At 64.3% G+C, this 23612-nt stretch carries 21 protein-coding genes; 12 read left to right on the top strand and 9 right to left on the bottom strand.

The annotated features are described in order from the left end of the window. The 5 genes from FOH10_RS07455 (at position 1) to FOH10_RS07435 (ending at position 2903) form a co-directional block, all read left to right on the top strand. Positions 1 to 324, top strand: a complete 324-nt coding sequence (locus FOH10_RS07455) for a hypothetical protein (protein WP_143980169.1) — start codon at positions 1 to 3, stop codon at positions 322 to 324. Further along, positions 324 to 1676 (top strand): hypothetical protein, encoded by a 1353-nt coding sequence (locus FOH10_RS07450; RefSeq protein WP_143980168.1) that lies wholly within the window; start codon positions 324 to 326, stop codon positions 1674 to 1676. Before FOH10_RS07455 ends, FOH10_RS07450 begins: the two co-directional genes overlap by 1 nt. Next, the gene (locus FOH10_RS07445; protein WP_051037255.1) at positions 1673 to 1975 is read left to right on the top strand and encodes a hypothetical protein; all 303 of its coding nucleotides are present in this window, start codon (positions 1673 to 1675) and stop codon (positions 1973 to 1975) included. Before FOH10_RS07450 ends, FOH10_RS07445 begins: the two co-directional genes overlap by 4 nt. Further along, positions 1972 to 2253 carry a hypothetical protein gene (locus FOH10_RS07440; protein ID WP_143980167.1) on the top strand — a complete coding sequence of 94 codons (282 nt, stop codon included), beginning with the start codon at positions 1972 to 1974 and terminating at the stop codon, positions 2251 to 2253. Before FOH10_RS07445 ends, FOH10_RS07440 begins: the two co-directional genes overlap by 4 nt. A 77-nt stretch (positions 2254 to 2330) precedes the next feature. Then, on the top strand, positions 2331 to 2903 hold the full coding sequence (locus FOH10_RS07435) for a hypothetical protein (RefSeq protein ID WP_143980166.1): 573 nt from the start codon (positions 2331 to 2333) through the stop codon (positions 2901 to 2903). A gap of 13 nt (positions 2904 to 2916) precedes the next feature. Here FOH10_RS07435 and FOH10_RS07430 read toward each other — a convergent pair whose 3' ends face one another. Next, positions 2917 to 3669: a nucleotidyltransferase domain-containing protein gene (locus FOH10_RS07430; RefSeq protein ID WP_186000754.1), complete on the bottom strand. Its 753-nt coding sequence runs from the start codon at positions 3667 to 3669 to the stop codon at positions 2917 to 2919. A gap of 14 nt (positions 3670 to 3683) precedes the next feature. Beyond that, positions 3684 to 4463, bottom strand: a complete 780-nt coding sequence (locus tag FOH10_RS07425; RefSeq protein WP_221937938.1) for a BRCT domain-containing protein — start codon at positions 4461 to 4463, stop codon at positions 3684 to 3686. Positions 4464 to 5421: 958 nt separating this feature from the next. Between FOH10_RS07425 and FOH10_RS07420 the strand changes: the two genes are divergently transcribed. Then, positions 5422 to 8094 (top strand): GmrSD restriction endonuclease domain-containing protein, encoded by a 2673-nt coding sequence (locus FOH10_RS07420; RefSeq protein WP_143980163.1) that lies wholly within the window; start codon positions 5422 to 5424, stop codon positions 8092 to 8094. A gap of 92 nt (positions 8095 to 8186) precedes the next feature. On the opposite strand, the gene FOH10_RS07415 is transcribed toward FOH10_RS07420, so the two are convergent. The 5 genes from FOH10_RS07415 to FOH10_RS07395 all read right to left on the bottom strand — a co-directional run bounded on the left by FOH10_RS07415 (position 8187) and on the right by FOH10_RS07395 (position 18339). Further along, positions 8187 to 9737: a serine/threonine-protein kinase gene (locus FOH10_RS07415; protein WP_143980162.1), complete on the bottom strand. Its 1551-nt coding sequence runs from the start codon at positions 9735 to 9737 to the stop codon at positions 8187 to 8189. 127 nt (positions 9738 to 9864) lie between these two features. After that, positions 9865 to 13032: a type I restriction endonuclease subunit R gene (locus FOH10_RS07410; protein WP_143980161.1), complete on the bottom strand. Its 3168-nt coding sequence runs from the start codon at positions 13030 to 13032 to the stop codon at positions 9865 to 9867. Positions 13033 to 13037: 5 nt separating this feature from the next. Beyond that, the gene (locus tag FOH10_RS07405; protein ID WP_143980160.1) at positions 13038 to 14321 is read right to left on the bottom strand and encodes a restriction endonuclease subunit S; all 1284 of its coding nucleotides are present in this window, start codon (positions 14319 to 14321) and stop codon (positions 13038 to 13040) included. A gap of 11 nt (positions 14322 to 14332) precedes the next feature. After that, positions 14333 to 16324, bottom strand: coding sequence for a type I restriction-modification system subunit M (locus tag FOH10_RS07400; protein WP_143980159.1), 1992 nt, complete (start codon positions 16322 to 16324; stop codon positions 14333 to 14335). Beyond that, positions 16321 to 18339 carry an N-6 DNA methylase gene (locus FOH10_RS07395; RefSeq protein ID WP_143980158.1) on the bottom strand — a complete coding sequence of 673 codons (2019 nt, stop codon included), beginning with the start codon at positions 18337 to 18339 and terminating at the stop codon, positions 16321 to 16323. The genes FOH10_RS07400 and FOH10_RS07395 overlap by 4 nt, the downstream gene beginning before the upstream one ends. A 610-nt stretch (positions 18340 to 18949) precedes the next feature. On the opposite strand from FOH10_RS07395, the gene FOH10_RS07385 reads away from it, so the two are divergent. From FOH10_RS07385 to FOH10_RS07375, 3 genes are all read left to right on the top strand, one after another. Further along, positions 18950 to 19279, top strand: coding sequence for an Rv1352/Rv1906c domain-containing protein (locus FOH10_RS07385; protein WP_143980157.1), 330 nt, complete (start codon positions 18950 to 18952; stop codon positions 19277 to 19279). Positions 19280 to 19337: 58 nt separating this feature from the next. Continuing rightward, complete coding sequence (locus tag FOH10_RS07380) at positions 19338 to 19862, top strand: hypothetical protein (protein ID WP_143980156.1); 525 nt, start codon at positions 19338 to 19340, stop codon at positions 19860 to 19862. Positions 19863 to 19982: 120 nt separating this feature from the next. After that, positions 19983 to 21215: a DNA sulfur modification protein DndB gene (locus tag FOH10_RS07375; protein ID WP_143980155.1), complete on the top strand. Its 1233-nt coding sequence runs from the start codon at positions 19983 to 19985 to the stop codon at positions 21213 to 21215. Positions 21216 to 21387: 172 nt separating this feature from the next. Here the strand turns inward: FOH10_RS07375 and FOH10_RS07370 are convergent, their stop codons facing one another. Together FOH10_RS07370 and FOH10_RS07365 are read right to left on the bottom strand one after the other, a co-directional pair. Continuing rightward, positions 21388 to 21576: a DUF397 domain-containing protein gene (locus tag FOH10_RS07370; protein ID WP_342355930.1), complete on the bottom strand. Its 189-nt coding sequence runs from the start codon at positions 21574 to 21576 to the stop codon at positions 21388 to 21390. A 17-nt stretch (positions 21577 to 21593) separates the two neighbouring features. Then, a complete protein-coding gene (locus FOH10_RS07365) occupies positions 21594 to 22484 on the bottom strand; it encodes a helix-turn-helix domain-containing protein (protein ID WP_143980154.1) in 891 nt (296 codons plus the stop codon). 243 nt (positions 22485 to 22727) lie between these two features. On the opposite strand from FOH10_RS07365, the gene FOH10_RS07360 reads away from it, so the two are divergent. The 3 genes from FOH10_RS07360 to FOH10_RS07355 all read left to right on the top strand — a co-directional run bounded on the left by FOH10_RS07360 (position 22728) and on the right by FOH10_RS07355 (position 23506). After that, positions 22728 to 22994, top strand: coding sequence for a hypothetical protein (locus FOH10_RS07360; protein ID WP_143980153.1), 267 nt, complete (start codon positions 22728 to 22730; stop codon positions 22992 to 22994). A 105-nt stretch (positions 22995 to 23099) separates the two neighbouring features. Continuing rightward, entirely contained in the window at positions 23100 to 23267 is a 168-nt protein-coding gene (locus FOH10_RS34730; protein ID WP_186000752.1) for a hypothetical protein, read from the top strand. Continuing rightward, the gene (locus FOH10_RS07355) at positions 23264 to 23506 is read left to right on the top strand and encodes a hypothetical protein (RefSeq protein WP_143980152.1); all 243 of its coding nucleotides are present in this window, start codon (positions 23264 to 23266) and stop codon (positions 23504 to 23506) included. Before FOH10_RS34730 ends, FOH10_RS07355 begins: the two co-directional genes overlap by 4 nt. Positions 23507 to 23612: the final 106 nt, after the last annotated feature.

The following is a 23612-nucleotide window of genomic DNA, read 5'->3' as shown; positions in this document are numbered from 1 at the left end:
ATGACGTTCGAAGTGAATCCCGAGGGACTCCGCGCGGCTGCGGGGGCGCTGGCACTGCTGTCCACCCAGATCGACAGCGCTCCCCACCTGGGTGCCGAACCCGCAGCCAACAGGATGCTCGGCTCATCGGTCGGAAGCGCATTGGTCGATTCCGACCCGCGTAGCCGACAGGCGAAGGACCTGCTGAAGGCCCGGTTCAATCAGTTCTCCGCCATCCTGGCGCTGTCGGCGGAAACGTACAGCGGCACCGACATGGAGATTGCGAGCCGTCTCGCGGCTATCACCGATATCAACACCGGGGCACCACCGCAGGACGGTGGGTGATGCCGACTCCACTTCAGGTCCTGAACTGGGATGTGACCGGCTACCAGAAGGTCGCCGAGAACGCTTCCCACATCGCCGACACGTGCATCGCCGCATCGAACGACATGCACGGCACGATCTACGACCTGGCCTGGAAAGGCGAGGCCAGATACGCCGCCGAGTCGAGAGCCGACCGAGAACAGACGCAAATGCGTGCCATCGCGATCGCCTACGACAACCTGTCGAGCGCATGCGCGGGCGCGGTACGGGACATGACCGGCCCGATCGACGACATCAAAACAATCTTCCGCAACTACGTCCGCCCGCCGATCACGGTCGGCGACGACTGGAGCATCGACGGTGTCGAGGACTGGAATTCCGAAGCTGGAATCCAGCTGTCGAGGCTGGCCGGGCTCGTCGAAGCCCTTGTGACCTACGACGCCCACTGGGGAGCTCTGATCTCGCAGGCGAATCGCGAACTGGAGGCCACGGCGCCGGCACCCGTCCTCGCTGCCGCCTACGCCGAGATCGTGTCCGCCCAAGCCACGGATCCACGAGCCGATCCCGAACGCATCCGCACCTCGGCTGCTGCTTTTCAGCAGGTATTCGGCCGGGCACCCGGCAGTCCGACCGATTGGGCTACAGCAGAAGTGCTCAATCCGAACAGCTACAGCCCCAAGTACAACGGCGTATCGCCCGAAATCGTTGTCGGGCGGATCAACCCGGTTCCAGGCCAGGGTTCAGTCCGCTCGGCGTTCTACATTCCCGCCGCACAGGTCACGAACCTCCCCGAATACGATCTGGGCGACAATCGCCAGGAGGATCCCTACTTCGACCCTGAACATGCTCGTGTGGTCACCTATGTGGACTACGAGAACGGGATCATCGTGACCAGACAGAACCCTTCGGTGACCGTCGACGGCGATGTCAAGGTGGACCGTCCGGAGGTGGAAGCGCAACAGCTGAAGGATGGATCGGTGCTGGTCCGCTACGACGCCGTGAATCCGTTCGCACCGCCGGGCTCATCACTTTCCGGGCATTCCGTCAACGGCGAGATAGTATTCGCCCCGGAGAGCGGAAACCCTGGAACCGCCCGGATAGTCGCGGGTGGACTCATCACCGATTACCCCTCCGTCGAGATATACCAGGACAACTCAGCTGGAACCGCGCGGCCTGTGCTCATCGACGCGGCGGATTCCGGCAGCCAGTGGGGCCCTCTGTTCAACCTGCCATTTCATCACGAAGTCGGTGGAGGTACCGCAATGTTCGACCCATTCCGGGCCGACTTCAGTCAGCCCGACTGGCAGCGCAATGCGCCGACCCAACTCGGCAGCGTGCACAACCCGCCATCCGTCGTGGTCGTGACCAAATGATCCACAACGAATCCGACAGCCGGACAGTCGATCGCTCGTTCTGGCGCTGGGCAACACTCGCGCTGCCCCTCGCGATCGCTTTCGAAGCTGCGCTGTTCGCAGCCATCGGCTCAGCCATCGTCAACTCGGACCCCGTCGCCGACCCATCCCGGCATCTGCTGTTCTCCATAGTCGCAGCCGTGATGGTGACAGGCGCGATTCTACTGTTCCGCAAGGGAACTTCAGCCTCTAGAGGCACCGCCCTCGGGACCACAGCGGCCTGCGCCTTCCTACTGTTCTTCTGGCTGGTGACACTGTGACCGACCAGAACCCCGGCTTCCTCCGCAATGACTGGTTCGGCCCCGAATCCTTCGCCGCAGCCATAGCCGGCCTCATCTGCATCTCATTGCCCTATATCGGGTGGCTCCCGAACGACGCCGTGTGGGCGATCCTCACACCGGCGCTGACAGGTTCAGTGCTGCTCCCGTTCGCCGGTGCCGCCCGCCGGATCGGCGTCGGCTTCGTCACCGCATTCGCCGGCTTCGTAGTCGTGCTGATCGCGTTTCTCATCGGCTTAGCGATCGGACATCTGTTCTGAGGAAAGTACAGCTGTGCATCGCAGCGATCCTGCTGGTGGCCATCGGGTGCGCCGTCCCGACCGGCAAGGAGAAACCCGTGCCCAGCACCACCGAGTTCGCACAACTGACCCCGGCCGGGATCGAACAGATCAAGCAAACCGGCCACGCCCGATTCGACCTCCGCAACCGCGAACTGACCAAAGCCGCAGCAGGTATGGAGGGCCAAATCATGGGTCCGATCATCGGTGGGCCCGACCAACCGATGATCACCCTCGAACTATTGGGTCCGAACCGAACCGAAACGATCGAGGCGAACACCATCGGCTTCGTCTCGTCCGGACCAGCCGAAGAGCCGTACCAGGAAATCGTCTTCTTCCGACCGCTCGATACCCCGGAACAGGCCAATGGGGAACTGCGCGAAGGCATCACACGCTGGGGGTTCAATGCGGAGAACGTGCGGTTATGGGAGGAGAACACCAGCGGAAAGTCGGACTACCAACAGGTCGTGTCCATGGGCCTGGGACCGAGCGGCTTAGTGGTGGAGGTCGAGGCGTACCTCCAGCAGGGCAGGCCCTTGCTCCGCTACATCGTGCACCTCGAACCCTACCTGTACACGCCGCAGGCCCTCGAGGAGATTCGGACGACCGGCAACACGATGTATACGGGCTGAACTTCCTGGACAACTACTCCTCAGCGAATAGCCGTTCGGCAGCGGCGACCGCTCGAGCCAAGGATTGCGAATCCTGACCGAGCTCCGCGATGATGTGATCGACCTCCCGCAGACCGGCATTGGCGAGCATCCGCTTCTCGTTGAGCACCCATTCACCACGGGCGGCAAGTACGGCGTGAGCCGTGTACATTGCGGCCGTCGCCAGTGCACCGGCGACCTCGGCTACCTGACCACGTGCCACATAAGCCTTCTTGGCATACAGCATCGTGAGATTCGCTCGTTCCCGCCATTGCTTCGGTGCCGACTCCCGCAGCGCGTCGGGAAACTCCGGCCGGGGCAGGCTTCCGCGAAGGACCTCGTTCACAGCCAGTTCCGCCACGACGAGATAGCTCGGGATCCCCGCGAGGTGGAACATCAGCGGTTCCCAATGGAACCGCCCCGCCCCAGCCTCCTTCAACTCGTGTTCGACAACGTCGAGATCGCGGTAGAGCACATCGACGTGCCGACCGTCGATGGTCAGCCACGCACCACCGTTGAACACACCGGCACCCCACGAACCGACATCGAATACCTCTCCATCCCAACCGATCGCGCGCAGACCCTCAGGATCGAACGTGCCGCGATAATAGATCCCGAAATCCCAGTCGCTGTCCGGCGAGTGCGTATCCTGTGCGCGTGAACCCCCGAGCGACACCGCCCGCACATCTGGAAGTGCGGCAAGCCGGTCGGCCACGTACTCGCGAAACGCATCGTCGTCGTACTTCACGACCACCAATCCTGCTACGAGATCACCGCGATCGGTTTGGCATGCGCCCCCACAGCGTGTCGCTCCAGATCGAGACGGGCGAGGAACTGTCGTTCATCCATCACCTCGACCTGGAATCCCTTCGCCCGCAACTCCGCAACCTGCCGAGCCTTGACGGTGGTGAACGCGCCGGGCTCCGTCCCTTCGAACCCATCCCCGATCACCAAACACGTAGTCCGCCGGGTGACATTCCGCGCCGGGGTGGCTCCGCAAGCGGCGATGGCATCCCATGCCTCCTGCCGACTCATGGCGGCCAGCTCCCCGGTGAACACCACCACCTGCCCGGACAACGGGTGCCCCGGATCCCCGCCACTCACCTCCGGCATCACCAATTCCGCACGCGGGAACGCGGAGCGCCGCTGACGGCGACCCGAGCCACCCCGAACCGGCCGGTAGGGCCGCACCTCCCCCAACCGCTCGAGCTCCGCGAGACTGTCCACCCCCACTCGCGCCGCCAACGCCACCACGATGTCCGCCGCCGCAACGGCATCCGCCCCCGCGTCGTGATGGGCGATCAACTCGACCCCCAGCGCCCCGGCAACATCCGGCAGCCGATAGCTCTCCAAATCCAGATGCCGCCGCGCGATCGCCAAGCTACAGCGGAATTCCCACCCCGGCGCGTCGATCCCACTGTGCCCACACGCTTCTCGCACCGCCCCACTGTCGAACCCAGCATTGTGCGCCACCACCGGCAGCCCACCGACGACCCGCACTACCTCGGGCCACACCTCTCCGAACGCCGGTTCCCCGGCCACCGTAGCAGCCGAAATCCCGTGCACACGAACGTTGTGCCGCGCAAAGAAGTCCACGGCCCCCGGCGGCCGACACAACCACGAATGACTACCAACCCGCCTTCCCTCCCATACGACGGAAACCCCGATGGCACACACACTCCCCCGCGCCGAGTTCGCGGTCTCCACATCGAGCGCCGCGAACGACAGACCGTCCACGCTCACCGCAGTACGACCGGCAGCGCCCGAACCCCCGCCCCGCCGAACCCGAACGGAAACGGCCACCTCTGCCGCCGCGACTCGAACACATTCCAAGCCCCAGTCAATTCCGCAGTACCCCTCGCCAAAGTCAATGCCAGACGGACGGTTTCATCACACTAAGCAACAGTCGCCGCGCTTCGAGCCCGTCCTGGTTCCCAGAACCACCGCGGCCGTATCAGCTTGCCCGACGACCGCGCCTGATGTGCGGAGAATCGCTCATTCGCACCGGTTCTCGCGGCTCGCGCCGAGCGCACCCCTTTCCGGCGTGCTGAACCGCTACTCGGCTGCCGACGCGACCGCGCGATCGACCGCGAGAGCAGCTCAGCCCCGGCAACGTCCTGCCCCGTTGTTCCACGACGCATTGATGCCGTGGGTTTGCTCGCCAGTCACCGTCGCCGAATCCGGGGCAGGCACCCCTCGCATGCAAGCCTTCGAAGTCCTCCCCAGAGGTCGATGATCAGTCAGCCTTCAGGCCGGTCGCCCGACCGGTATCTCAGCTTGATCGCCGTTCTGCCAAGAATTGAACGGCGCAAACGTATCGTGAGTCGCTCACCGAGCCCGATAGGACTGAGAAGGCGGACGCCGATCCCGGCCTACGCCGATGCTTATGACATACTGCGCCAGATTGCTTGAACCACAGGGTAGTTCGCAACAACCGTTGCTACAGTCGACCCGCCGGAGGCCACGGGGGCATCGGGTGCATGACTAGGGGTATACATCGGTGAGTGTCGAGGCCTTCGAGATCAAGAAGCCGTTCCTTCGCAATCTGCTCGAGCAGGCCAGGGAGGGTCAGATTCAGCTGCCGGAATTCCAACGCGGCTGGGTATGGCCGGAGAACAATATCCGCAGCTTGCTGGGATCAGTATCACGAGGCTTCCCGGTCGGAACGCTGATGATGCTCCAGGCCGGTGGCCACACCCGCTTCAAACAGCGCCCCATCGAAGGCGTCGAGCTGCCCGGCAATGTGCCAGCGACGCAGTTGCTCCTGGACGGGCAGCAGCGGATCACCTCGCTGTATCAAGCACTGATGCTGGGTCGGCCGGTGGCCACCATCGACGAGCGGCGGCGGAAGGTCGAGGGGTGGTTCTACGTCGATATCGACCTGGTACTCGCCGACGACGCCGACCCGGACGAGGCGTTTCGCTTCATTCCGGCGGACCGTAAGACCCGCGCCAGCTTCGGGCGTACCGAGTTGGATCTGTCGACGATGGACGGGGAATGCCGGGCAGGACTTTTTCCCATGGCCCACGTTTTCGACGCGGACGAGTGGGGCTACCGCTACGCCGAATTGCACGACGATCCGGCAGCCGCGTTCAAGCGCTGGCAGAACTTCAATCGGCGGTTCATCAAGCGGTTCGAGCAGTACCTGGTCCCGGTGATCGAACTCTCCGCCTCCACCCCACGGGAAGCTGTCTGCCAGGTATTCGAGAAGGTCAATACCGGCGGCGTCACCCTGACCGTTTTCGAGTTGCTCACGGCCACATATGCTGCCGATGAGTTCAATCTTCGTGAACACTGGGATCAGTGCCGCATGCAGTGGAGCGACAGCAAATTCCGTGTGCTGTCGGATGTTTCGGAAACGGACTTCCTGCAAGCTGTCACACTGCTGGCCACCTTCCGACGGCGGGCGACCACCGGTACCTCCGACCCTAAGGGCGGTTCGCGCATCGGGTGTCGCCGAGTCGACATGCTGCGGCTGCCGCTGGACGATTACAAGAAGTGCAGCGAGGAGATCGCGAGCGGGCTGCTCATGGCCGCGAAGTTCCTCCATCACCGCAGCATCTTCGACGTGAAGTTCGTACCCTACGGCGCACAATTGATCCCCTTGGCAGCGGTCTGCGCGGCACTCGGCCAGTCGTGGCATCGGTATGACGTCCAGCAGAAGGTCGCACGCTGGTACTGGTGCGGAGTGTTCGGCGAGCTCTACAGCGGAACGACCGAAACCCGTTTCGCGCGAGACCTTCCCGAGGTGGTGGATTGGGCGCTCGGGCGCACGTCGTCCGAGCCTCGAACGATTGCCGAAGCCCAGTTCGCCCCGGGGCGCTTGCGCACGCTGAGAACGCGGAACAGCGCGGCGTACAAGGGTGTGTACGCCTTGCTGTTGGCCAATGGCGCGCGGGATTGGTGCAGCGGCAATCCCATCAATGCCGCAACGTATTTCGATGACGCCATCGACATTCACCACGTGTTTCCCCAGGCGTGGTGTGCCAAGCAGGGCCTCGACCGTGCCATCTACGACTCGGTGATCAACAAGACCCCGCTGTCCGCCTACACCAACCGCCACATTCTCGGTGGGTCCGCCCCGTCGAACTACCTGACGAAGCTGACCGGCATGGGTGCCGTCGACGCGCCCGCACTGCGCTCCCACGTGGCCACGCATCTGATCAATCCGGATGTCCTGCTGCACGACGACTTCGAGACCTTCATCGGACAACGTGAGGCCGTCCTGCTCAATCTGATCGCCACCGCGATGGAGAGCGGATTCGCGCAGCCGGACGAACCCGAACAGACACCACCGGAGGAACTCGTCGCCGGTGGCGAGTGCCACACGGTCGAGTTCAAGGCGTCGGCATTCTTGGATCTCAAGACGAATCAAGCCGAGCCGGATCGGCAGTACATCATCGCCAAGACCGTCTGTGGGCTGCTCAACGCCGACGGCGGGTCACTGTTCATCGGTGTGGAGGACAACGGCAACCCCGTCGGCCTGCACGGCGATATGCGATCCATCAATGTCTCGGACGTGGACAAGTACGAACTGCGTGTCCGGGAAATGATCGAGAACAACCTCTCCACGACCACCGCCGCCACCGTACGTGTCGAATTCCCCTCGATCTCGGGTAAGCAAGTTTGCCAGGTCATTGTCATGCCCGCGGTCAGGCCGGTATTCGTCACACGGACGAAACGCCTGGGCGGTAAGGGCGAATCCGAGTTCTGGGTTCGACGCGGGAACGCGACGGCGCAACTGCAAGGTGATGCCATGGAGCGGTACAAGGAGGAGCACTGGGGCTCTCCCGACCGCAATGCGCCGGGGGCCCGGTCGGTACGAAGTGCCGAACAGCCGGAGAATCCGCGCCGACGACACGGTCGACGTCCATGGGAAGCCGACGATCTCGACCTGGCCACGGAGTTGTGGAGCGAGCTGACCGATCGCGCGCGGTCCTTGTTCTCACTCCTCATCGACCACCCCAATCGGCAGTTCTCCGGCGAGGAACTGGCTGAGCTGCTCGGCCTGCCCAACAGCCAGTCGGTGGCCGCCCTGCTGAGCCGACCGGGGAAGCTGTGTGCCGATGCTGGCCGAAACTACCTGTGGTGGTGGGAGTATCTCGACGACGGCCGCTGCTACTACTGGATGGACGATCAACTCGCGGCGCTGTTCCGCGAGGTTCGTGACTGATCGACGGTCCGGCTGCCGTGGAACCTGGATCGGCGGCGCTTCCGAACGTGCGGATCGACGGGCCCTTGGCGCTCTGGTCCCCTGATGCGGAGTCAGAGCGCGGCCAACAGCTCCCCGACCTCCACGGTGAACGGATCGCGAGGACCTCTGATCATCATCAGATCGTCCAGCAGCGCTTGCAGCATCGTGCGCGCGGCCGGTAGGTCGCCGATCTCGCGTTTCAGGTCGCCGATCTCGAAGCGCAGGTCGAGGGCCAGTTCGGAGCCACTGCCGTCGGCAGTGGTCACCTCGGCGAGGATCTGTTCGAGTTCGGCCAAACCGCTCTCGATGTCGCCGAGCGCCATCCGGGCGCGGGCGGCGCCGGCGCGGCATTCCAGGGCCGAGCGGCTGAACCGGCCCTCGGCACGCTGGTATGCCTTGGCGAGCAGGTCGAATTCGCGGCAGGCGCGGCGGTCTTCACCGGCCAGTGCCCAGGCGGCGGCCACATCTTTGCGGAGGGTCAGCACTTGGACATTCTCCTTGCCCAATGCCGCCGCGGCACTGTCGATCACAGCCCTCAACGCATCTGCGGCTTGGGTGTAGCGTCCAGCTCGGACCAGCTGCACGTATCGGTCCTCGGCGTCGGTGATCGCGGTCTGCAAATGCTGCGCCGACATCGGCGCGGTGGGCGCGGCCGCCTGCGGGCGGAGGCGAGTCGCTTCGATCTGGCCGGTCTCCAGGGGTGCGTTCGGCCGCCGAAATACCCGTGTCGGGTCCGGGAATCCGGGCAAGTACAGCTCGGTGGGCGGGATTGGTGTGCCGGGACCGGGCAGAAACGGCAGCAGGCGCTCGTACACGGAGTAGGCGTCGGCGGGCCGCCGGTGCGGGTCTTTCTGCACCAAGTCGAGTACGAGCTGCTCGAACTCGGCGGGTACGTCGAGACCGAGCCGCCGGAGCGGAGTCGGTGCCTGTTCGGCATGCGCGATCATGATCGAGAACTCCGAATCCGCCTCGAACAGCGGTCGGCCACTGATCATTTCGTGCATCAGGCAGCCGAGCGCGTACAGGTCGCTGAGCGGCGTGACCCGGCGGCCGTGGACCCGTTCGGGTGACATGTACCGGAGCGTGCCGATCTGTTGTCCGGTCACCGTCAGCTTCGGCGCCGAACCATCGAGGATGGCGGCTATGCCGAAATCGATGACCTTGACCGAGCCGTCCCGGGTGATCAACACGTTGCCGGGTTTGAGATCGCGGTGCACCACCGGCAGCGCGTGCGCGTACGACAGCACCGTGGCGATCTGGGCGGCCACGGACGCCACCCATGACAGCGGCAGCGGGTGGTCCGGGTCGATGTAGTTCTGCAACGGAACCCCATCGATGAGCTCCATCACCAGGTACACCGTCTCGAACGACGCGTCGAGCACGGCGTCGAATACCTGTGGTACGCCGTGGTGTCGAATACGCGCGGTGACCCGAGCTTCGCGGCGGAATCGTTCGGTGAACTCCTCGGCCTGCTCCGCGGTGACCACCTGGTCGACGCGAATGGTCTTCACTGCGACCGCCCGGTCGAGCACGATGTCGTAGCCGCGCCAGACCGAGCCCATTCCGCCGGATGAGATCTGCTCGGTGAGTTCGTAGCGGTTGTCGATCCGCCGCACCCGCATAGGTCGTTCCCCCTGCTCCCCTACGTCGCTACCGGTAGACGTCCGTACACGCCGATCTGCCTACCTCCAGTTTGAGCCGGGCGGAGTACGCCACCGTCACGACTGGGAACGCGGGTCGGGAAGTCGGTCATGCTACTCCGTCCAGACCGTGCTGTCGCCGGATCATTCGCCACGCCGCCCGGCTGGCGTGCCGGTTCAGTGTTTCCTTGAACGCGGGCTCGGAGCGGCTGAAGTACTTGTTGCCGAGGTCGGCGACAGTGTCGAGGTGTTCCATCATCTTGTCCTGGAACACCTCGACGAACTTGCCCTGGAACTCGTCCTCGCTGCGATTGGCGACGGCGGCCAACTGGACCTCGGGATCGGCCATCGCCTCCTGGTAGGGCTTCGCCAGGTCCCCCTCGTCGAATTCGGTGCCGAAGCGTTCGTTGAGCTGGTCGATCAGCTCCGACAGCAACGATTTCTCCGGTTCTTTCGGCGCGGCGGCCGATTCACCGAATCCGCGGAGCGTGGCCGGGCCTTCCGGGGCAAGTCCGAGATCGAGGTCCCCGATGTGCTGGACGCGAACATGGCTGAGATCGACTTCTCCGACATCCACCCCGCCGTCGGCTCGTCGCGGCAGGACATTCAGCAGATGCTTGCCGTACAGGTGCAGCAGCTCGAGCTCGGCATCCCGATAGGGCACGATCTGGGCGAGGAATCCATACTTGCGTACATAGTCGCGCAGCTCGATCCGGAATTGTTCGGCGAGCTCCACGTCTGATTCCTCGTCGCCGTGCAGCAGTGCGGTGAACCTGTCCACGGCTGGCTGGAGGTGCCGGTACAGCTCGGCATGTAGCTTCTGCCATTTCGCCTGTGATCCGGCGGCCTGCTGTTCGGCGGTCAGGTAGGCCTCGGCGAACGCGCGCATCTCCGATTCGATGAGTATCGGGGCGGCCATGACTTTGGTCTGCGCCAGATACAGCAGGTTCGGGTCGGTGGGCATCGTCTCGGCCAGTTCGTAGTAGGGCCGGAACGACTTCTGAATGTCCTCGCCGTCGTTGGCGAAATCGAGCACGGCGAGGTCGGCCTGGGTCTTCAGCTCATGGGTGCGGTTGAGCCGCGACAAAGTCTGCACGGCGGCGATACCGTGCAGCTTCTTGTTCACGTACATGGTGGTGAGCAACGGCTGGTCGAATCCGGTCTGATACTTCTCGGCGACCACCAGTATCCGGTACTCGCGCTGTCCCGCACCGCCCGAGCGGGTAGCGACATCGTCGGCACGGGTGTAGGCGAAGGCCTTCGGCAGCTGGGATTCGGGCAGGCCACCGTTCTCCTTGGTTTCGGTGGTCTCCTCACCCTCGTAGTCGAGCGCGCCCGAGAAGGCCACCAGCACACCGATATCCGGGTACTTCTTGTCGTAGCCGATATCGGCCAGATGCCGCTTGATCGCCCGTGCCATCGCCACGGCGCTCTTGCGGGAATCGGTGACCACCATGGCCTTGGCTCGCCCGCCGAGCAACTCGCGGGTGTGCTCCACGAAATGCTCGACTATCACCTGCGCCTGCTGCACGACCGTAGACGGGTGGGTGAGAGCGAACCGGGCCAACATCGTCTTGGCCTTGGATTCGGGAACCTCACGGTCGGAGGGGTTTTCGTTGACCAGGCGGTAGAACGTCTTGTAGGTGACGTAGTTGCGCAGCGGATCGAGGATGAAGCCCTCCTCGATGGCCTGCCGCATGGAGTAGGTGTGGAACGGTCGATACCGGTCGCCGTCGAGGGTGCCGAACGATTCGAGTGTTTTAGCCTTGGGGGTCGCGGTGAACGCGAAGTACGACAGGTTCGCCGCGTGTGCGCGTTCGGCGGCTTTGCGGTCGAGGCGCTGTTCCAGCTTCAGTTCCGTCGCGCCGCCCTCCTCGTCGTCAGCGTCCAGGCCGAGATCGCGCAGCGCGGCGCGGACCGCGGTGGCGGCGTCACCGGACTGCGAGGAGTGCGCCTCGTCCACGATGATCGCGAACTTGCCGCCGCGCAGCTCGGTCGGGTTGCGGCGCAGGAAATCCAGCAGCGCCGGGAAGGTGTGCAGGGTGACGGTGATGATCTTCCCGGATTCCTGCGTGAGCGCCTGCGCCAGCTGTTCGGACTTCGCGCCCTGCCTGTCGTCGATCTTGACGACCAGACCGTGCACCCGCTCGAAACTGCCCACCGTCTCGCGCAGCTGGCTGTCCAGGTTGCGGCGGTCGGTAATGATGACGATCTTGTCGAAAACCGGTGCACCGGGCGTCAATCCGGCCGCCGGATCGAGCAGCCGGGGATCAGCCGCGGTATGCAAATCGGTAAGCCGATGCGCGAGCCACCCGATCGTGTTCGACTTACCCGAACCGGCCGAGGCCATCACCAGATAGTTGTGCCCCGCACCATGTGTGGCCGCGTGCGCGGTGAGCTTCTTGACCACATCCCACTGGTGATAGCGCGGGAAGATGATCGTCCGGCTCCCCCGCCCGCCGGGCCCCTTCGATTCGTGCGTGTGCACGAACCGTTCCAGCAGGTCCAGCCAGTTGTCCGGATGCCAGATCTGCTCCCACAGATAGGCGGTCGCGTACTTGCCCGCCACCGTCGGGGCCGGGTTACCCGCGCCACCGGCCTCCCCCGGCCCCTCCGAACCGGTATTGAACGGCAGAAAGCGTGTCTTCTTCCCCTTCAACTGGGTCGCCACGAACACCAGGTGCGGATCGACAGCGAAATTCGCGATCACCCGCCGCGTGAAGATCAGCTCGCTCGGATCGCGTTCGCTGCGATACTGCTCCTTCGCATCCTCCACCGTCTGCCCGGTCAGCGGATTCTTCAACTCGGCCGTCGCCACCGGAATCCCGTTGAGCAGCAACACCAGATCGAGCCGATGCTTGGCATCGGCCTGCTTCACCGCATACGGCAACTCCCGCACCACAGTCAACCGATTGGCACGATAGTCCCGCAGATCATCCGGCGACGTCACCAGATTCGGCTTGAAATACGCCAGCCGAATCCGCACTCCCCGATCCTTCACCCCCGACCGCAGGGTCTCGACCAACCCCTTGATCCCGATCTGCTGATCCACCGCTTTGGCGAAACCGAGCTCGGCGGCGTTCCGGTCTCCCCCGTAGAAGGAGACCAGCTCATCCCACGCGTCGTTCTGGGTAGCCCCGATGAAGGCCAGCAATTCGCCCATGTCCACCCCGAGATCAGGCTTGTACTCATACGGATTGCCCTTGTGCCAACCGTTGTCGAGCATGGCGGCGACGATGGAGTCGCCAAAGGTGAGTTCGTCATGGACTGGGCTCATTGCGGTTATACCCCCTGGATGGTGTTTCGGCCGCTGGCGGTTGCTACGTCGAATTGGCCGGTTACGGCGGCAGTGATGATGGCCTGGCGGCGTTCGGAGAGAAGCGCGTGTTGCCGTTCGAGGACGCGTACAGCATTTCCAATCATCAACTGCGCGTTCGCCACTTGTGCGGCCAAAACCCGCTGCTTCTCGATGCAGGGCAGCGGGATTGGGAAGCCTAGAATCTTGCTGCTGTTAGTCGATGCCAGGTTTGTCGTCTTCACGCCCGTGCTCTCGAAGTAGCAACGACCGTGTAGAGTCTGAGTCATCAGTGCCAGGAATTCGCCATCCAGCCGGCCACGTTCTGGACGTAGGGCGAATACATGGTTCTGGTGCAGGCAGCCGTCAATCTCCCCATGCCAGACCGTACCTCGGCCTAGCTTGTCCAGATCGCCCCCTTCAGTCATGAGCACATCACCTTGCCGGAGCGCCGTGCGAGCGGCAACATCTCTCGATACTGCAATCTCCGTGATTGAGCCGAGGTCAACGTAGCCAGCCTGAACATTCGCGACCCGGAGGTACGGCCTGGTCACCCAATCGGCCGAAGCCTGACGCTTCCCATCCACAGTAAGCCCGTTCTGGATTCTGCAGACATAGCCAAGCCTAACCAGTGGACGGTCATCGGGCAGATCTGGCAACCACGGCCAGGGCCACCTTCCCCTCGACTCCGAGAGGATGCCCGGAACGAGCACTTCTGAAGTGATCGCGCGCGACCGCTCGGCCAGAGATTCGATTTGTCGACGCCGCAATTCAACCAACCGGTCGATGCGGGAGGTTTCGGCGTCGAGGAAGTCGGCGATGCGGCGCTGTTCCTCCGACGAGGGTCTAGGAAGAGTCAAATTCCGGACTTGCTCAGCATTAAGGTTCGACTGAGTGTTGCTTCGAGCGAACTCGGAAATTCGTGGCCTGATAGACTCCAGTGCATACTTGAGAAACTGCGGAGAGGATCCTGACCTGGGAACGATTCCGAGAATTGCCTGATTCCAGGTTGACCATTCCGTCGTGAGCGCAGTATGCCCAAGACTTGCGTACATGCTTAGCAAGAGCGTTCCTGCGCCGAGAACCGGCAGTCGAGCTGCCTCAATACCCTGCATAGTAACACGCCGACCAGTAGCTTCTACTTGACCACGGTCTGACATATCGCCAATCGATATCCAGGCAATTCCTTCCGGAGAATCAGTCCAGTACAATGGATTCTCTACTGCCGGGGTCCCTCCAGCTAGCGTATCCGCGAGATACTTCAGCTTCACGCACGGATAACTCACTGCGTCACCTCCCCCAACAGCTCCTGAATCTCCGCCTCCAACGCCTTCAACTCCGCATCGATCTCCTCCAACGGGCGCGGCGGTGTGTACACGTAGAAGTGCCGGGTGAAGGGGATCTCGTACCCGATTTTCGTTTTGCTGTGGTCGATCCAGGCGTCGGGGACGTGTGGGAGGACCTCGCGGGCGAGATAGTCGTTCACGTCCTCTTCGAGCGGAACGTTCTCGTAGTCGCGCAGTTCGGTGTCGGGTTCGGGGGTGCCCTTGACGAGCTGCACTTCGCCTTCGGGGTCGCGAACGCCGAGGGCGTCGCGGAAGGCTTTGGCGAAGGGAGCACCGGTGGGCCAGGGTTCACCGGCACCCGCTAGCGCGTCCTTGAGCGCGGTAATGGCATCGGCCTTGGTATTCCAGGTCTTGCCGAGGAGATTGCGCAGTAGGTCCGCGAAGGCGGTCGGGTCGGTGTACAGCTTGCGGACCGGGGCCGATGCGGTGAGTTGGTCGAGGGCGTCCTCGGTGAGTTCGAAGCGCAGGCGCAGCGGACGTTCGACCGTGATGCGCTGGTAGCCGAAATCGCTGTTGGCGAAGACCTTCACCTTGCCGTGCAGGGGGTGGCCGGGGTCGGCGGCGACCTCGAGGGCGTCGCGGTAGAGGCGGGTGATCTCTTCGATCTGGTTGTCACCGATGCGTTTGCGCTTGTCGCCCAGGGATTTCCGCATCTTCTCCCAATAGTCGCGAGCGTCTATCAGCATCACCTTACCCTCATGGTCCGGTGCTTTGCGGTTGGTGAGGATCCAGAAGTAGGTGGAGATGCCGGTGTTGTAGAACAGCTGATCCGGCAGGGCGACAATGGCTTCCAGCCAGTCGTTCTCAATGATCCAGCGGCGGATGTTGGATTCGCCGGATTCGGCGGCGCCGGTGAACAGGGGGGAACCGTTGAAGACGATGGCGATGCGACTGCCGCCGCCGTTCGGGCCGACGGGCTTCATCTTGGAGATCATGTGCTGGAGGAACAGCAGCGAGCCGTCATTGATCCGGGGCAGGCCCGCGCCGAAACGTCCGGCGTCGCCGAGGGTTCTGTGTTCCCACTCGACGGCGTCCTTGACCTTCTTCCACTCCACGCCGAACGGCGGATTAGCCAGCAGGTAGTCGGCGCGCAGGTGCTTGTGGCCGTCGTCGCTGAAGGAGTTGCCGAAGACGATGTTGTCGGGGTCCTGGTCCTTGATCATCAGGTCCGAGCGGCAGATGGCCCACGATTCGGGGTTCAGCTCCTGGCCGTAAACCTCCACGCGCGCCTGCGGATTCAATGCCTTGATGTGGTCTTCGGCCGCGCTGAGCATGCCGCCGGTGCCGCATGCCGGGTCGAGTACCTTGCGGGTGACACCGGGGGTGCCGACCAGATCGATATCGGGTGCGATCAGCAGGTTCACCATGAGTTCGATGACCTCGCGCGGGGTGAAGTGCTCACCGGCGGTCTCATTGGACTGTTCCGCGAAACGCCGGATCAGCTCCTCGAACACGTAGCCCATATTGTGGTTGGACACCACGGCGGGCCGCAGATCCAGATCGGCGAACTTCCCGATCACCTGATACAGCAGCCCGGCCCCGTCGAGCCGTTTGATCTGCTGGGCGAACTCGTACTTCTCCAGCACCTCACGAGCGTTGTCGGAGAACCCGCCGACATAGTTGGTCATATTCTTCGCCACCTGCCCCGGGTCGGACAGGATGGACTTCAAGGTCAGCGGCGTGACGTTGTAGAAGCGGACACCGGACGCCTTCTTCAGGAACGGATCCAGATCCAGATCGCTGTCCTTACGTGCCTCCACCACCGCGAGCACCTTCTCCCGCGTCGGCTCCAGCACACACTCGAGCCTTCGTAGCACCGTGAACGGCAGAATCACCTTGCCGTAGTCGGACTGCTTGTAATCCCCGCGAAGCAGATCGGCGACCGACCATGCGTGGTTGGCCAGCTCGGTGTGCTTATTGGTGTTCACTTCCTACCTTTCCGAGAGGTGGTTTCCGCGGTATCGGCGGAGTGTTGTCGTGGTTCGAGCGCTCCGACGGTGAGCCCGGCGGTGATGAGTTCGGTCAGTCTGCCCGCTGTGTCGTCGGCGCGGCGGGCGGCGTTGCGTAAGCGGTGCAGCCGCCGGAAGGCCGCACCGTAGCGCTGCTGCTGGTCGAGGGGCAGCAGCGGTATGCGCAGGCGGCTGGGGACGACGCGGATGGTTGTCGCACCCATCATCGCGGCCGCGTTGTCGGGACCTGCGGCGAACCCGGCGAGGAACCACGGATCGACGCGGGTGGGGTCGGGGCGCAGCAGGAAGACGTTGGGGCCGAGGACGACACCCGCGTCGGCACGGTCCGCGACCCGGGCGCCGAGCTGACCGTCGCGGATACCGCGTATCTGTGGGATCACCACGTCACCGGCCTCGATCGCCACCACCGAGCCGGGCCAGTCCGTATCGACCACTCTTGACGGCGCGGTGCCCGTAGTGAGATCACGAGCGGTCAGCACCGGCCTACCCAGATCGGCATCGGCTACGGGTTCAGCTTCATCACGCAAACGGTAGTTGAGCAAGCGCAACGCGCCGCCCTTGTCGAGATCGGCGACCGTCGCTGTGCGCCACGGCTTCTCCTCGGCTCCGGACAGTTCCGGCAACCTGTCGAACGCACCGCTCAGGGCCGCGATATCACCCGCCAGCTCGAGGACTGTGGTCTCGACTGCGTTTACCGTCCGGTCGGCATCGACTGCCGCGCGGACATACCGCCCGGGTGTCAGATCCACGTCCTCATCGAGCACGTCCATCACACGCACCACAGCCGCGACATCGGAACTGGCGGCGGTTTTGATATCACCCCGATCGAACGCCCGCCACGATTCGATAGCGGTTTCGGACAACTCCCGCCATTCACCTGCGTTCGCCACTGCGGCATCGCGCCTGGTCGCGTCGATGAACAACACCTCATCGGCGACACCGCCAGCGGCGGGACCGCGCAGCACCCACAGCTGCAAGCCCAGCTGCCGCGGCGGCGCCGCACCCGCGGGTAATCCGATGACCGCGCGAAGCGCACCCTGACGCAGCAGCTCACCGCGGATCCGGCGACCAGTCGCACGCGACGCGACGGCCGGCGGCAGCAACAGCACAGCTGTTCCGCCCGGCCGCAAGTGCGCCAGCGCGTGCTGCACCCACGCCAACTCGGATTCCCCACGCGATGGCGTTCCGTACTTCCACCGCGGATCAAGAGACAGTTCGTCCACCCCCCAATCACGCTGTTGGTACGGCGGATTGCACAGCACCGCATCCACTTCCAGCCCCGGGAACGCGTCGTCGAGGAGGCTGTCGCCAGCGCGGAAAGTGGCCCCGGCGCCCGAGGCGTGTACCGATAGTAGGAGGGCGGCTCGCTGCGCTTGCACCGGCAAAATGTCTTGACCGAAGCACACATGGGCACCGACGCGGGCCGCCGCGGCCAACAAGCCACCACTCCCACATGCCGGGTCCAACACTCGGTCGAAGGGTATGTCCGCTGCGGGACGGGCGAGCTCCGCCATGAGATCAGCGACCGCGTCCGGAGTGAGATAGACGCCGGTCGTGGGGCCTTCTTCCAAACCGCGTTCGGCGAGCGCCTCCACCGTTGGCGCCATACCAACGTCCGCGACCGCGGCACGCATCGTCCGCATAATCTCGGAATCGTTCTTCCTGCGCGTTGAGGCACCATTTTCCGCCGAGATCACGGCGAGTTCATCCAGAAGACCGGGAATGTCCTGGGGCACGACCTGCGCGCGGAGCAGGGTGCGCAGTTCCCGCAGCGGTGATTCCGCCGATTCCACGCCGTGTTCGCGCAGCCAGTTCCGGACATCGTTCAACGCGAAGACCGGACGCGATTCACTGCCGCCCGCTGGCGGCGGGAAATCGGGGTGCCGTCGGCGCCAGTTGCTGACGGTCGCTCGGGTGACACCGGCCAGCCGGGAAATCTCTGCGGCTGTGACCAGCGGAGCGGTGTCCGACATACGCCTCCTCTCTCGTCCAGATAGCTTCACCCACCCAAGCGTTAAAGTCAATCTCCAAAATTTCGATTGACAATGTTTTCAGTGCCCATCTAGTGTTGCGTTGCATCAGCGGAAGCCGACTCAGGTCTCCGCACCGCCTATCTCGATCAGGTTGTGTCACAGGAGGTTTGCCATGGGGCATCGCAGCGATCAGCGCACCGACCGTGGGCACGGCCGGGGTGCCCGGCGCAGGCTCGCGGCCCGTGGTTACCGGCCCGTTCGCCTCCGGCACGGCGATGATCTACGGGATCTGCCGCCGCTTCCGCGTCGATCCCACTGTGAGTCGACCGGGAAGATCCGTTACTTCGACCCCGAGACCGCCGAACTGGCTCTGGCTGGAATCGATCACCGCGATCCCCGCCGACGTGAACAGCGCACCTACCACTGCCCTAGCTGCGGTGGCTGGCATCTGACCAGTCAGCCGCGCCGAAGCGAGCACTCCCCTGCCACCGGCAGCTTCAAGAGGCTGCCGTAGCCACGACCCTGACGGCAGGCCGCCGTACCTCACCGACCGTGTTCGCCGGATGGGTTCGCGGTCCGATCACCCCTGCTCACCAAGGATTCGATCCACATGATTCACAGAACCCTCACCCTGGTCACCGCCGCATCGGTGGCCGTACTGATCACTGCTGGCACCGCGTACGCCGCCCCACGTACCTGGCTCAACGAAGGCACCCAGGTCGTCGGTGAGGACGTACCGGCCGGCCTCTACAGCACCGCCGGACCGAACTCCGACGACCACGGCTACTGCTTCATCGAATGGCTTCCGTACAAGGGCGCAACTTCTTCCGAACTCATCGACATCGAGGCCTACGAAGGTCCGTCCTACGTGCAGCTCGATGACGGCGAAGTCATCACCGTCGACGGCTGCACCTGGATCCACGAGTCCTACACCCCCTGACCGGAGAGCCCCGCCACCGTGCCCGGCAGTCCTCGCCGGGCACTACCCAGGAGTCACCATGACCTACCAGCCATATCCCACCGCCACACCACCGCCAGCGCCGAATGCCGGCAAGGGCAAGCTCTTCGCCCTCATCGCGGGCGGAGTACTCGGTGGACTGGTCCTGCTCGGGGCGATTGGAGCCGCCGTCGGCGACGATGAGAACACCGCGGCTGCCACGACCACCGCCACCGGAGCGGCCGCCACACGACCGGCCCGCACGACTACCCCGGCGCCCGCTGTCGTCTATGACGTCCCCAGCGTCGCCAACATCGCTCCGGAGCTGACCGTCACCGAGAAGCAGTGCTTTGGTTCCGCCGGATGCATCTTCAGGTACGAACTCCGGATCACCTCGCTCGGACCGGTCAACTTCGACCCGGCGAAGTCCTATCGCGTGACGATCGCGATCGATGAGGGAACGACCTGGGAGCGTATCCATTCGCTCGAGGTCAAGGGCGCCAAGGCCGACGTAGTCACCGGTCACGTCAGCAGCGATACCCACAACACTCCCGTCGCGACGATCCAGACCGTCACGGCACGCTGACCACATTCGCGGCGTGCAGGCAGCGCGCCATAGCAGTCGGTCTCCGATGACCGGGTCGGAGCAAGCCGGCCCGGTCACGCCAACGAATCTTCTCGAAAGCGAAAGACAAGGAATCGCACCATGATCGACAATCACATGGGACTCACCGAACACGACGGACTCGACCGGGCCCTCGCCGCCGCATCCGCCGATGCCGCCGCGGCCGGGGCACGCGTCTTCCCCTGCACCGTCTTCCAGCAGGGCAAGCGCATCATGATCTCCACCTCGTTCCCTTACGCGTTCCTGGCCCGGCAGGTGGTCTCCGAATCCGCTGAGAAGGGCGGTGACCCCGCGAACACCACGAACCGGCCGCTCATGGCCGACCACGTGAAGAACATCAATACCTATGTCCGGGAGAACCGCGACAACTACATCCTCCCGCCCGTAACGCTCAATGCGCGCCAGCTGCCGGCACTGCACGTGCCCCGGGGCAACTTCAAGAACCGCCTCGGGTTCATGGTGATCGGCGACAACGTGCGGTTCTATGTCACCGACGGGCAGCATCGCATTACCGCGATCAAGGGACACGGCACCGGACGCTCAGCGACCCCGGGGCTGATGGACCTGGAGACCGGTTTCGAGGACGACAGCCTCGCGGTGCTGATCGTCGTCGAGGACGACCTCAAGCGTATCCACCAGGACTTCGCGGATGCCGCGCAGACCAAGCAGATTCCGGCGAGCCTGCTCGCCGTGTACAACACGCGGGAGCCGATCAATGGTGTGCTCGCCGACCTGGTGGAACGGACACGCCTGTTCCGGGGGCGGGTCGACGCCACCTCGACCAAGCTGCCCAAGGCCTCGCAGGCGGTGTTCCTTCTCAATCAGGTGCGCCAGTTCGTCAAGGAACTGCTGTTCAACGACCACGCGCTCAATGAAGAGTCCGTTTCCAAGCAGAGCACGCTGCTGATCGGCGATCCGGCGGCCCGCAGCGAGTTCGTCACCGACGCGGTCACGCTCATCGAAACGATGTCGGAGCATATGGACCCGTGGCGGGAGATTTGCGACCTGCCCACCACCGGTGGACCCGCCAATCAGGTCGCCGACTTCCGGCAGAAGTACATCAACCTGACCGCGACGGGGCTCATCGTAATCGGCCGCGTGGCCTACGAAGTCCGCAAGAGCCCGGACCTCGACTGGCGTCTCGAGCAGTACAAGCGGCTCGCCACCGAAATCGATTGGCGGCGCACGGCGTCGATCTGGCGGAACAACATCGTGTCCATCGACGGGAAGGTGTCCACCCAGCGTGGCCCGGTCCGGGAGGCCGCGAACCGGGTCATGGATGAACTCGGGTTGCAGCTGGACACCAGCCTGTAGGTCCCGTCCTCGGCGAAGGCCCTCCCGCGCGGGAGGGCCGAACCGTTGGCTGGAGTCGTTCATCTCCCACGGCGACGCCAGCGGTTCGGACCTCGAAACCGTATGACTGGTATGGCCATAGCGAGGTCGGCAGCCGAATCTTACTGGGACGCCGCCCCTTCGCGATCCACCCTCACGCGGGCAGGTCGAACCGTCCCGACCGGACGGCCGCGGTGAAGTCGTCCCATTCGGGACCGCCGAACATCAGCACCGCACCGGCCGCGTTCTTGCTGTCCCGCACACCGACCTCGCCACCCGGAAGATGCGCGGTTTCGACACAATCACCTTGAGGCTGGCTATAGCTGCTCTTGTACCACCGCACCACAGATGGGGCATCACTCACGCCGCGTACTCCTTCGCCAAATCCAGCATCATTCTTCGGCTGTCTTCCTCATCCAACGCCGCCCCGGCGATGTCCGCAACCGCCGTCCGGTACTTCTCGATCATCTCGTTGTCCTCGAAGAACAGTGCACCGGTGAACACTTCGACGAAGACGACCGGCGGCTCCCGCAACCCACTGTGCCGAAGCGCGGGGAACTCGAACAGCGTGAACTGTCCGACCACGAGGCCCATGTAGCCGTCGGCGTCATGCGGTACGACCCGGATTGCCACAGTCGGCGACTGCCCCACCTCGGCCAGATGCCTGAGCTGTTCGGCCATGACTTCCGGACCACCGACCCGGTGCCGCAATACCGCCTCGGACAGAAACACATTCACCTCGAACCCGTCGTCTTCCAGCAGCCGCACCCGCCGACGAATACCGAGTTCGATCTCCCGCTCAACATCCAGCGCGGACCGCCCCGGCTCCTTCACCAGGATCATCGCCCGGCGGTAGGCGGGTGTCTGGAGCAGGCCGGGCAGCAGCGTCATCTGGAAAGTGGTCAGCCGGGTACAGGCTTCTTCCAGATTCATGTAGTGGTCGAAATGGCTGCTCGTCACATCCTTGTACGCGCGCCACCAGCCGCCGCGCGGGTCGCCCCGGGCCGCCTTCACCTCCTCGAACAGCGACAGCGCCTGGTCGGCCACGTCCGGCTCCGCCCCATAGCATCTCAGCAGCTCCTTGACCTGCACGCCGCTGACCTTGACCGGTATCCCGTCCTCCATTCTGCCGATGACCTGTGGTGACACGTCGATGATCAATCCCGCGGCCAACTGCGTCTTCCCGGCCTGTGCCCGCAGGTCGTGCAATATCCGGCCCAACGCTCGCCGGGGGATGGTGGAACCCGCCATATCGTTAGCCTCGCTATCCGGGTCACTCCGTACTGGGGGCACCGTGCTGGCTGCCCAACGAGTTGCGGATCAACTTCGATGCGGAGCCTTCAGAATAGCTCCGGCAGTTGTCTAATCGAGGGTGTTCAGCAACCGAAATCCGCAGGCCAGGAGGCCGATTCGGCTCGCCTCAGCGGCCGACCGCGCCTGCCCGCCTACCGGAAGCCCACAACCCCCACCGACACCGAAAGCGGGAATTCGATCATGACGGCCGACCCACTTCCCACCTGGGTGACGCTCGGCGCACACGTTGTCGAGCTGTCCGAGACCCGTGGAATCGTCCTGTCCCGCACCAGAATCAAGTCCATCACCGACACGGCGATCGAACTGCGTTGCGGCACAAGGTATCTGCTGCGCACGATGCAACCCGCCGACCGCCCCGAAGAGGTGATCTTCAGCCGCCCCAACACCCTCATCCCGGGCATCAGAACCCGCCTGGCCTCGCCCGACCACCCCGAAGCACGGCACTGACCCACGGCGGCGGTCGCCCCCATCCGAATCAGCGAAAGGCCGAACGTCATGGAATACGTCTCCCCCAGGGCGCTGACCCTGGCCGGATGTGACTACGACGGCCCAATGAACCACCTCGAAGCCGCCGAGGCAGGCGCGCTGCACCGCGACTGCCATCCCGCCGAATGCCGCACCCTGCACGCGGCGCAGCGCACGACTGCCGAATCCGGTGAGTCGCCGCCACCGAGGCGACCCACCCGCACCAACCTCGAATCCGAAAGGGGTACACCGTGATCGCGTACTGGCTGTCCTTCCTGATCGGCGCGACCACCGGCGGCATCATCGCCTGGCTCGCGCCCGCGCTGACGACGCACATCTCACCCCGCCCGGCAGCGGGACACACCGTCGCCGCGATCACCGCACGCCTCGAGCGCGAGCGCCGCGCCGAGCGCGGGGCACGCCCGACAACACCATCGACCGCCGCCTCCGCGCACACACACCCGAGACACGCCCGCCTGGCCCCCGCCCGCTGACCGCGCCCGACCCGCTCGCATCCACAACCGCGCGCCCCTTGCCGACCGGCCCGTACCACCGCTGCGGTACAGCGCCTACCGGGGAATCTCGAGAGCGAGATCCCGA

Source organism: Nocardia otitidiscaviarum, from assembly GCF_007362295.1.
Classification (GTDB): Bacteria; Actinomycetota; Actinomycetes; order Mycobacteriales; family Mycobacteriaceae; genus Nocardia; species Nocardia otitidiscaviarum.
Note: the sequence above shows the minus strand (reverse complement) of the source record. Positions and strands in the feature narration are given on the sequence as shown.